The organism is Massilia phyllosphaerae, assembly GCF_034659755.1.
Lineage (GTDB): Bacteria > Pseudomonadota > Gammaproteobacteria > Burkholderiales > Burkholderiaceae_D > Telluria > Telluria phyllosphaerae.
Genome location: NZ_JAXSQX010000002.1, coordinates 315,271 through 325,777 on the forward strand (window position 1 = coordinate 315,271; position 10,507 = coordinate 325,777).

Sequence of the window (10,507 nt, forward strand, 5' to 3'; positions counted from 1 at the left end):
GCAACGCAGCATGACCAAAGTTGAGATTTTTACCGACGGCGCCTGCAAGGGAAACCCGGGCACCGGCGGCTGGGGCGCGCTGCTGGTCGCCGATGGCGGCCACGAGAAGGAAATCTTCGGCGGTGAGCCGAACACGACCAACAACCGCATGGAACTGCGTGCGGTGATCGAAGCGCTGGGCGTGCTCAACCGCCCATGCCAGGTGGTGCTGCACACCGACAGCCAGTACGTCCAGAAGGGCATCTCGGAATGGATCCACGGCTGGAAGGCGCGCGGCTGGAAGACGGCGGCCAAGGAGCCGGTCAAGAACGACGACCTGTGGAAGGCGCTCGACGCCGCCCAGCAGCAGCACGCGGTCGAATGGCGCTGGGTGCGCGGCCACAATGGCCATCCGGGCAATGAGCGGGCCGATTCGCTGGCCAACATGGGCGCGGCGTCGGTCAAGCGCTGAACGCCGCGGGGTCCGACCTGCGCGGGCCTTCGCTGGTATACTTGGTGATTCTTTCCACGCTTTAGATTGATCTTCACGCGCATGCGCCAAATCGTTCTCGATACCGAAACCACAGGCTTCAACCCGCGCACCGGCGACCGCATCGTCGAAGTCGGCTGCGTCGAAATCCTGGACCGCAAGCTTACCGGTAACAATTTCCACCGTTACGTCAACCCCGAGCGCGACTCGGACGAGGGCGCACTGGCGGTGCACGGCCTGACCACGGAATTCCTCAGCGACAAGCCGAAATTCCACGAGATCGCGCATGAACTGCGCGAGTTCTGCCAGGGCGCCGAAATCATCATCCACAACGCCCCGTTCGACCTGGGCTTCCTGAACCATGAATTCCAGCGCGCCGGCCTGCCGCCCTTCGTCGACCACTGCAGCGGCGTGATCGACACCCTGGTGAACGCCAAGGAACTGCATCCAGGCAAGCGCAATTCGCTGGACGCACTGTGCGACCGCTACGGCGTCTCCAACGCGCACCGCAAGCTGCACGGCGCATTGCTCGACTCGGAACTGCTGGCCGAGGTCTACCTGGCCATGACGCGCGGGCAGAACATGCTGTCGATGGATGTCGAGGTGGAAGCATCGGGCGGCGCCCAGCTGGTCGATGCCGGTCCGCTGGGCGAGATCATCGTGATTGCCGCGGCCGACGACGAGCTCGCCGAACACGACAAAGTGCTGGCTGCGCTCGACAAGGGCGTGAAGGGTGAATGTCTTTGGAGAAAATATTCTCTGCAGGGGTGACAAAACGCAAAACTCCCCCTATAATGCTCGTCATTGCAGCGATGCAAACGCAGCAAAGCAGTAGATAGTAGTAAAGCAGGGCGGTTAGCTCAGGGGTAGAGCACAGCATTCACACTGCTGGGGTCGCAAGTTCGAAACTTGCACCGCCCACCAGGATTAAGCGTTTGAATTCAAACACGCAAATTGCCATAGCGAGTTGACTAATACAACTTCGGGGAATCTGGGGAATTTGAACGCAACAGTAAAGGCCAGCGATTAGCTGGCCTTTTTGTTTTTGTCTCTTGGATGGTGAGCATCAATCAGGCGCGTGCGGCTCAGCGCGCAATCCGGTAATTCTCCTTCGACCATTCGGCAGCGTGAACAAGTTGAAGGCCTGTATCTCCGGTCGAGGGGCGATGTCGATCTGGCCGCAGTCCAGCAGCAGGTGCTGAAGTGCCGATTGCACTCGCGCGTCAGGATTCTGGTCGACCGCCAAGTCCAGCGAGCCCTAACGTCCGGGTCTATGTCGGCATCGGACGGACCAGAGGCGACCTTGTCTGCAGTGATGTTGTGGCTACCGTGGTCGCGCCATTTGGCCCTGCCGGGCGTCCGGCATCGCTCCTGCTACCGAAACCGTCAATACGGCATGTTAGTTTTCGCTGATTGCCTTGGCCAGTTGCCACTGCTGCTCCAGCACGCCCGGTCCGAATTCCCGGGAGCCGCCAATTGTCTCCGCGAGGGCCGTGAAGTAGGCGGCTTCCTCGAACAGCAGGATGTTCTTCGACACACTGGTGACGCTGGTCCCCCAGAACGTGGCGCCGCCGTTCGCCTCCAGGATCGCGAAGTGGCCGGCGTCTTCGGCCAGGCGATCGAGGATGAAGCTGGCTTCGCTCGGGCGGCGGTCGATGTAGTTGGGCAGTTCGCGGATCCGGGTGAAGCGTTGTGCGGGCGCATAGCGGATCGGCAGCACGCGGTGGGTGCCGGCCCAGGCGCCGAGGTAGGGCGTGTGCACGTGGATCACCGCGTGGACTTCGGGACGCTGTCGGAAAACCTCGATGTAGCGGCCGCCTCCGACGGCGGCGCGGCCCGGACCCTGCACGACCTTGCCGTCGAAGCCTAGTACGCCGGCCTTGACCTCCTGATCGAGGTTGAACGGGTCCGGTGCCGACAGCACCACCAGTTGCTCGGCGCCGGGCACGCGCACGATGGCCTGGAAGGTGTTGGTGGCGGACAGCGTGCGGGTGTCCTTCAATACGCGGTTGGCGTGCACGAATTCAGTGGTGATCGCGTCCACCGTGGCTTGCAGGGATGGCGTTGCGGGAATGGCGAGGTCGGTCATGATGGTCCTTGTCGGTGTGAAGTCGTAATGAATGAGGTTCAGGCGGCTTGCGCCGCATGTTCGTGGAAGTCGAGTAGCAGCCGGTCGTGCATGGCGCCGAATGCCGGGTCGCCGCGGCGGCGCGGATGCGGCAGGTCGATGGCCTGGATGCGCTGCACGCTCTGGTCGAGCACCACCACGCGCTGGGACAGCAGCACGGCTTCCTCGATGTCGTGGGTGACGATGACGACCGTCAGGCCTTCGTCGCGCCACAGCGCCAGCAGTTCCTGCTGGAGGCGGCCGCGCGTGATCGCGTCGAGCGCGCTGAACGGTTCGTCCAGCAGCAGCACCGGCGGGCGGTTCACCAGCGCGCGCGCGATGGCGACACGTTGCGCCATACCGCCCGAAATCGCTTTGGGATAGGCATCGACGTAGTTGCCAAGCCCCAGGCTGCGCAGGCGCTCGACCACGCGCGCGCGCTTGGCGCCGGCCGACAGGGGCAGTTCGGCCAGCGCCAGCATGACGTTGTCGGCCACGCTGAGCCAGGGGAACAGGCGGTGGTCCTGGAACACCACGCCGCGCCGCAGGTCGGTGCCGGTGATCGGTGCGCCGTCGTGCAGCAGGCGGCCGTCGTGCTGGCGGTCGAGGCCCGCCAGCAGCCGCAGTAGGGTCGACTTGCCGCAGCCGCTGCGGCCGACGATGGCGACGAACTCGCCGTCGCCGATCTCGAGGTCGATGTCCTTCAGCACCGGGCGGCCCTTGCCGTAAGCCTTGCTCAGGCCTTGTATCGATAAGCTCATGGTCATCCTTCGTGGTTCAGTGCGCGGCTGTCGCGCCAGCGCAAGAGGTGGTCGCCGAGCCGGGCGGCGGCGTGGTTCATCGCATAGCCCAGCAGCGCGATGACGAGCACGCAGACCAGCACCAGGTCCATGCGCGCGCCGGCTTCGGCCATCAGCATGCTGTTGCCCAGGCCCGGACCGGACGCGAACAGCAGCTCGCTGGCGACGGCGGCGATCCACGCCACCGCCAGCGCCTGCGACACGCCGGACAGGATGGCCGGCATCGCGGCCGGCAGCGCCAGCTTCAGTACGCGGCTGTGCGCCGGCAGCCGCAGTACCTGCGCCACATCCAGGTAGCGGCGGTCTACCTTGGCCGCGCCTTCGTAGGCGTGCAGCAGGCAGGGCGTGAAGGCCGCCAGCTGGACCATGAACAGGCGTGCCGGTTCGTCGCGGCCCAGCCACAGGCCGACCAGAGGAATCCAGGAGAACAGCGGTACCTGGCGCAGCGCGGTGAACAGGGGGCCGAACACGCGGTCCAGCGGCCGGCACAGCGCCAGCAGCAGGCCGACACCGATGCCGGCCAGCGCGCCGCTGGTCCAGCCCAGCACGGCGCGGCCGAGGCTGGAGCTGATCGCGCCGGCCAGCTCGCCGCTGCGCCAGAGTTCCGCGGCGGCGGCGCCGATCTGTTGCAGCGGCGGGAAGGTGGCGGCGTACAACGGGCCGCGCCCGGCCTGCAGCTGCCAGACGGCGAGCAGGACGAGCGGCAGTACCCATCCTTTCCAGGTCGACTTCATCTCAGGGCCTCCATTTCAGCAAACGGTGCTGGACCAGCTGCAGCAGCCGGTCCATCGCAAAGCCGATCACGGCGGTCAACACGATGCACAGCATCACGTGGTCCATGCGGAACATCTGGCGGCCGAATTCCATCAACTGGCCGATGCCCTGTTCTGCCGCCAGCTGCTCGGTCAGTACCAGCAGCATCCAGGAGCGCGCCAGGCCGGTACGCAGGCCGGTCAACATGCTCGGCGTGGCCGCCGGCAGCACCAGGCGCAGCAGCAGGCGCAGCGGCCGCAGCTTGTACAACGCGCCGACTTCGTACCACGCGCCCGGGATGTCGCGCACGCCGTCGCGTACCGCCACCGCCACCGTGAAGAACACGCCCTTGGCGACGATCAGGATCTTGAGGGTCTCACCGACGCCGAACATCAGGATGAACACCGGCACCAGCGCCACGGTCGGCAGGTGGCGCAGCAGCTCGAACAGCGGCGCGCAGAAGTCGCGCACGTTGCGCGACAGCGCCAGCGCGATGCCGCAAGCGACGCCGGCGAAGGCGCCGGCACCGAAGCCGGTTGCCAGGCGTCCGAGACTGAGCTGCAGGTGCGCCTGCAGCTCGCCGCTGTCCCACAGCTCGAGGCCGGACAGGAACACGGCCTGCGGCGTCGGCAGCATCTGCGGCGGGATCCAGGCGGATTGCGCCAGCAGTTCCCAGGCCGCGAGCAGCAGCACGATGGGCAGGACCGCATGGGCCAGGCGCAGCGCCTGCGATGCCAGCCCGGAGGTATCGGAGGCATCGGAGGCGCCGCGACGGCGCCTCCAGCACCACAGCGCCAGCAACAGCACCACCGGGATCCATGCCAGGAACAGGTGCTGCAGCCCGATCCAGGCGCTCAGCGCGCTGCCGAGCATGGCGCCGCCGAACGAACCGGCCATCGACGCCGTGTTGAACAGGCTGGAGATCTTGCTCTTGGCGGCGGGGTGGCGGCTCAGCTGGCCCATGTTGATCAGGTGGATCAGCGAGGCGCCTGCGCTGAGCAGCACGCCGCCCAGCGCGAACCCGGCGAAGCCGGCCGCCACGCCCAGCAGCGCCAGGCCGGCCACCGCCAGCACGACGCTGGCCAGGTACTGCCACGCCAGCGGCACACCGCGTACCAGGTAGCCCAGACCCAGCAGCGCCGCCACCGAGGCGACGCCGTCGATCATCACCAGCTGCACGGCCTCGGCCTGGCTCAGGTGCAGGACCTGCAGCGCGATCACGACCACGAAGGCCACGTAGGCGGCGCGCGCCGCGGCCGCCACGAATTCGACCAGGCAGCTTTCCCCGACCTCGACGTTGGCCAGCAGCGCGCCGATTTCGCGCAGCGCGCCGCCGCCGCCGGACGCGACGGCCGGTTCGTCCGGCAGGAAGGTCTGGGCGAACAGCGCCATGGCGCCGAAGCTGGCCGCCACCAGCGCGAAACTCCAGCCATAGCCGAGCGTGGCCGACAGCGCATTCGCCGCGAACGGCCCGCACAAGCCCATGCCGACCAGCAGCGCAGCGCGGTACCAGCCGGCCTTGGCGGCGCCGATGCGCTGCAGCTCGCCGAGGAAGGCGCTGTTCATCGACACCACACGGAAGGGAATGCAGAAGCCGATCAGCAGCTGGGTCAGCGCGATCCAGTACCATGCGCCGGTAAAGGGCAACACCAGGTTCAGCAGCAGAGGGCCGACGCTGGCGATGCCGTACACCGCGCGCGCGCCAAAGCGGGCGATCAGGAACCCGGCCGGCAGCGTGAGCAAGGCCATGCCCAACGATTCCATCGACGAGATGATGCCGACCTGCGCGGCGGTGGCACCCATCTGCAGCGCGTACAGCGTGGTCACCAGCTTGGCCATGCCGATGGTGGCGCCGCTGACGATCGCCAGCAGCAGGAAGCGCGCGATGAAGCGGCGGCTGTCCGGCGTGCTGCGGCTCAGGACGACGCTGTTCACCGTGCCGGTCCTGTCCAGTAGGTGGCGAGTCCCTGGCGCTGCAGGGCCGACTGCACGAAGCGCGGCTCGAAGGTCGACAGGATGTCGACGTCGGCAGCGATCAGGCGCGACTGCCTGGCGTAAGCCGCCAGGTCGCGGTAATGCTCGGCCAGCGCCGGCGTGAACAGAGGCGACCAGCGCTCCTTCCAGCTGCCGCGGCTGCCTTCGTAATCGCGTCGGATGACGCTTTCCGGCATGCCGGCCGTGGCGCCGATCCGGATCACCTCGTTCTTGTTCGCTTCATCCGCCGACCAGCGCGCATTCTTCACGAAGGCATCCACGACCAGTTGGGTGATCTCGGGATTGGCCTGGACGAAGTCCCTGGCGCCCCACAGTTCGGCGCGCATCTGCCAGCTGCGCGGCGCCTGCTTGCTGTCCCAGACGATTTTTGCCAGGCCCTTGTCGACCAGCAGCCAGGCGTCCGACAGCGTGAAGAAGGCGTCGACGCTGCCGGCACTGACGGCGGCGGCGCCGGCCTGCGGGTTCAGGTTCACCACCCGCACGTCGGACAGCTTCATGCCGTTCGCTTCCAGCAGCTTGACGAACGGGTATTCCCACGGCCGGCCGCGCATCAGCGCCACGCGCCTGCCCTTCAGGTCCTTGATGCTTCTGACCGTGGATTTGGCGGGCACCACCAGGTAGGTGTTCGAGGTGCTGGATGGCACCAGCAGGCGCGTCGGCACCCGCGCCGCGTTGACGATCACCGACGGCAGGTCGCCATAGGCGGCGAAGTCGATGCTGCGGTTGGAAAAGGCTTCATTGACCTGCGGGCCGACGGCGGCGGTCGATACCGGCACCCAGGTCAGCTTGACGCCGCGTTGGGCGAGTGCGCGCTGCAGCTCGCCCTGGCGGCTGATGGTGCCGACGCCGCCGGCGAATTCCTGCTTGCCGGCGTTGGTGTAGGCCACCACGGCGATGCGCACTTCGGTGGGCGGCGCAGCCAGGGCGCCGCCGGCCGCCATCAGGATGGCGAACGAAGCGAGGAAACGTCGAATCAGATGCATTGGGGTTCCTTATGCTCCAGCACAGAGTGGTCGATCCAGCCGGGCACCGAGAAATCGTGCGGCAGGAAGCCCCACTCCAGCAAAAAGTCCTTGAACTGCGACAGCGCGGCGACCGCCGCCGGCGCCAGCGCCGTGTCCAGGCGTGTGTGGACGTCGTCGCGGTAGGCCAGGCGCAGCCAGTCGTGGGTGGACCCGGTTTCCAGCCCCAGGAAATCGAGCACCTCGCGCGGACGGGCGCGGCCCCATGCGGCGACGTCGGTGACGCGCCGCAGGAAGCGTGCCACCAGGTCGGGGCGCGCTTCGATGAAGGCCGTGTCCACGGTCAGCGGCCGTGGCGAGCCGTTGTTGATGCGCACCAGCGGGTCGGGATGGAAGCCGATGTCGATCACGATGCGGGCGCCGATCAGGTGCGCCGTCTCCAGGCCCAGCGAGCCCTTGGCGTAGATCGCGTCGACCTCTCCGCGCAGCAGGGCGCCGACTTCCGCGACGTACAGCGCGCGGCTGGTGACACTGGACGGGTTGGCGAAGTGTTCGCCCAGTGCCGGCACCTCGGCGCGCGACAGGTCGGCGGCCGCCACGTCGACCAGCTCGACGTCGCGCGCCCCCAGGCCTTCGGTGGACAGCGCGCCGAGGACGCCGCGCAGCGCGGCGGCGCGGAAGATGTCGATCCGCTGCCCGGGGCGGCTGGGCAGGCCCACGCGGCGTCCGCGCAGGTCGCGCACATTGCGGATACCGCTGCGGGGCAGGGCCAGGATCAGCTGCGCCTCGTCGATCCAGGTCAGGCCGATCACGCTGGTGGCGGCGCCCTGCGATCTGGCCCACAGCGCCGGAATGCTGCCGCCCTGGCGGAACGAGTGGCGCAGCGAGTGGTCGATGTGCGAGGCGCGCAGCGCATCGTTGCGGCCGTCCTGCAGCGAGGCGACGGCGATACCGTCGGGCCCGAACTCCTCCTCGAACCAGCCGAGGTGGGCGGCGATGCCGAGCGGGGTCGGCACCGGGCAACGGGTAATATAGATGGTGTCGCTCATGTCAGGTTCCGGTACGTGGGTGAAGACGGGCCAGTGCCGCCAGCGGCGCCGGGTCGATCCAGTCGTCGACGCTGAAATCGGCGGCCAGGAAGCCGTGGCGCAGCAGGAAGTCCTTGAAGGCCTTGAGTCCGGCGATCGCACTGTCGTCGAGGCTGGTCTGCAGGCGCTGGTGCACGCTCGCGCCATAGCCGTAGCGCACCCATTCGCTCGAGGCATCGGTCTCGCGGCCGATGTAGGCGACCGCTTCGCGCGGATGGGCGGCGGCCCAGTGGCCGGCCGCGACCACCTGGCCCAGGAAGCGCGTGACCAGGTCGGGGCGCTGTTCGATGAAGGAGGCGTCGACCGTCAGCGTGCGCGGCGTGCCGTTGCCGTTGCGGACCAGCGGATCGGGGTGGATGCCGAGGTCGATCACCAGCTGCGCCGCCAGCATGTGCAGCACCTGGGTGCCGAGCACGCCCTTGACGAAGATCGCGTCGACGTCGCCGCGCAGCAGCGCCGCCACTTCGCTTTCGTAGTGGTGGCGGCCCGCCCCGCCAAAAGGGTTCGGGGCGGCGACGGCCGCGCTGTCGGGTGTGGCCTCCCGCACCGCATCCTTGACGTCGACCAGTTCCACCCGCTGCAGGCCGAGCCCTTCCAGCGCCAGCGCGGTCTCGAACGCCTTCAGCGCGGCGGCGCGCTTGAAATCGATGCTGACCGCGTGCCGGGTCAGGCCCAGGCGGCGCCCGGCGAGGTCGCGCGGCGCGCGGATGCCGCTGCCGGGCAGGGCGATGATGCCCTGGAATTCGTCGGTCCAGGACAGGCCGATCACGCGCGTGTCACGGCCCTTGGCGCGGGCCCAGATCGCCGGGATGTTGCCGCCCTGGCGGAACGAGTGCGCCAGGTGGTGGTCGAAGTGCGATTCGCGCACCTCGGCTTCGACATTGTCCTGCAGCGATTTCAAGGCGATGCCATCCAGCGCGAATTCGCGCGCCAGCCAGCCTTCCTGTACCGCGATGCCGAGCGGCGTCGGCACCGGGCAGCGGGTGTACCAGATGGTGTCGAGCGCCATAGTCAAGCGGCCCTTGCCGTGACCGGCGTGCGCGCGGCCTGGGCCACCAGGGGCAGCACTTCCTCGCCCACGCGGTAGGCTTCTTCCAGGTGGCCGTTGCTGGCCAGGATGAAGCGCGAGACGCCGATGTCGACGTATTCGGCCAGGCGCTCGGCCACCTGCTCGTGGCTGCCCACCAGCACGCAGCCCGGACCGCCGCGGATGGCGGACATGCCGGCCCACACGTTGCGGCCGACCACCAGGTCGTCGAAACCGGTGGCGCCGCCGGTCAGCGTGCGCTGGCGCTGGGCGCCCACCGATTCGCTGCTGCCGCCGGACCTGGCCGCGGCGCCGGCGAAGCTCCAGGCGCGGGTGGCGTCGTCCACGGTCGCGTGCATGCGGCGCAGGTCGTCCCAGGCCTGCTCTTCGGTCTCGCGCGCCAGGATGTCGATGCGCATGCCGAAGCGGATCTCGCGCTCGGCGCCGTTGGCTTCGAAGGCGCGGCGCGCGGCGTCCACCACTTCGCGCTGTTTCGCCAGCGGCTCGCCCCAGGTCAGGTGCACGTCGGCGTGGCGCGCGGCGACCCGCATCGAGGCGTCGCTGGCGCCGGCCAGCCAGATGCGCGGCACGTCCTCGCGCACCAGCGGCTCGAGCAGGCCGCCACCCTGCACCTGGTAATGCTTGCCGGCGTAGTCGAAGGGCGCGCCGGCGGTGACGCCGCGCACCACGTCGAGGAATTCCGACGTGCGCGCGTAGCGTTCGTCGTGGCTGTTGAAATCGCCGTAGCCGCGCTGCGCGACCGGGTCGCCGCCGGAAATCACGTTCCATTCGACCCGGCCGCGCGAGATGCGCTGCAGGCTGGCCGCCATCTGGGCCGCGTAGGCCGGCTGGATGAAGTGCGGCTGCAGCGCGATCAGCAGGCGCAGGCGGCGCGTTTCGCGCGCCAGCGCGGCCGCCACCATCCACGGCTCGTCGGTGAAGCGGAAGATCGGGATCAGCGCGCCGTGGAAGCCGCTGATCTCGGCCGCGCGCGCCACCTGCGACAGGTAGTCGATATAGCCGAAGGTGTCGTCGTCGATGCGCGGCGCCACGCGCGCGCCGGTGGAGGTGTTCCACTCGCCGCGGGTGTGCTTGTCGTGGGCCTTGCGGCCGTCGCCGTGCATGGGCAGGCGCCAGAGGAATTCGATGCTCATGGGTGTTCTCTCGTTATCCGTGTACGGTTGTCATCGCAGGTTTCGTGCCACCCCGGCCAGGGCGGTTTCCCGGGGCAGGGCAGGGGGCGGGGGGGGGGGGGGGGGGGGGCCCCCCCCGGGGCGGGGGGGGGGGGGGGGCCCCCCCCCCCCCC

Annotated in this window: 10 protein-coding genes and 1 tRNA gene; 3 read left to right on the plus strand and 8 right to left on the minus strand. The window is 68.5% G+C overall.

The genetic code is table 11. The features are described from left to right. Positions 1-10 precede the first annotated feature (10 nt). The 3 genes from rnhA to U1H99_RS09600 all read left to right on the plus strand — a co-directional run bounded on the left by rnhA (position 11) and on the right by U1H99_RS09600 (position 1,393). A complete protein-coding gene (rnhA, locus tag U1H99_RS09590) occupies positions 11-451 on the plus strand; it encodes a ribonuclease HI (protein WP_141829590.1) in 441 nt (146 codons plus the stop codon). Positions 452-532: 81 nt separating this feature from the next. Continuing rightward, a complete protein-coding gene (gene dnaQ / locus U1H99_RS09595; protein WP_323141508.1) occupies positions 533-1,240 on the plus strand; it encodes a DNA polymerase III subunit epsilon in 708 nt (235 codons plus the stop codon). Positions 1,241-1,318: 78 nt separating this feature from the next. Next, a tRNA-Val gene (locus U1H99_RS09600) sits at positions 1,319-1,393 on the plus strand. Between the two features lie 475 nt (positions 1,394-1,868). Here the strand turns inward: U1H99_RS09600 and U1H99_RS09605 are convergent. Genes U1H99_RS09605 through U1H99_RS09640 form a run of 8 tightly spaced genes read right to left on the minus strand, consistent with a single transcriptional unit; the run spans position 1,869 to position 10,355 of the window. Continuing rightward, positions 1,869-2,558, minus strand: coding sequence for a class II aldolase/adducin family protein (locus tag U1H99_RS09605; RefSeq protein ID WP_323141509.1), 690 nt, complete (start codon positions 2,556-2,558; stop codon positions 1,869-1,871). A 38-nt stretch (positions 2,559-2,596) separates the two neighbouring features. Continuing rightward, on the minus strand, positions 2,597-3,337 hold the full coding sequence (locus tag U1H99_RS09610) for an ABC transporter ATP-binding protein (protein WP_323141510.1): 741 nt from the start codon (positions 3,335-3,337) through the stop codon (positions 2,597-2,599). Between the two features lie 2 nt (positions 3,338-3,339). Further along, positions 3,340-4,110, minus strand: coding sequence for an ABC transporter permease (locus U1H99_RS09615; protein WP_323141511.1), 771 nt, complete (start codon positions 4,108-4,110; stop codon positions 3,340-3,342). 1 nt (position 4,111) lies between these two features. Then, on the minus strand, positions 4,112-6,064 hold the full coding sequence (locus tag U1H99_RS09620; protein WP_323141512.1) for an MFS transporter: 1,953 nt from the start codon (positions 6,062-6,064) through the stop codon (positions 4,112-4,114). Continuing rightward, positions 6,061-7,107 (minus strand): ABC transporter substrate-binding protein, encoded by a 1,047-nt coding sequence (locus U1H99_RS09625; protein WP_323141513.1) that lies wholly within the window; start codon positions 7,105-7,107, stop codon positions 6,061-6,063. The genes U1H99_RS09620 and U1H99_RS09625 overlap by 4 nt, the downstream gene beginning before the upstream one ends. Further along, a complete protein-coding gene (locus U1H99_RS09630) occupies positions 7,098-8,135 on the minus strand; it encodes an ABC transporter substrate-binding protein (protein ID WP_323141514.1) in 1,038 nt (345 codons plus the stop codon). The genes U1H99_RS09625 and U1H99_RS09630 overlap by 10 nt, the downstream gene beginning before the upstream one ends. A 1-nt stretch (position 8,136) precedes the next feature. Continuing rightward, positions 8,137-9,183, minus strand: coding sequence for an ABC transporter substrate-binding protein (locus U1H99_RS09635; protein WP_323142098.1), 1,047 nt, complete (start codon positions 9,181-9,183; stop codon positions 8,137-8,139). 2 nt (positions 9,184-9,185) lie between these two features. Next, positions 9,186-10,355: an LLM class flavin-dependent oxidoreductase gene (locus tag U1H99_RS09640; protein WP_323141515.1), complete on the minus strand. Its 1,170-nt coding sequence runs from the start codon at positions 10,353-10,355 to the stop codon at positions 9,186-9,188. Positions 10,356-10,507 lie beyond the last annotated feature (152 nt).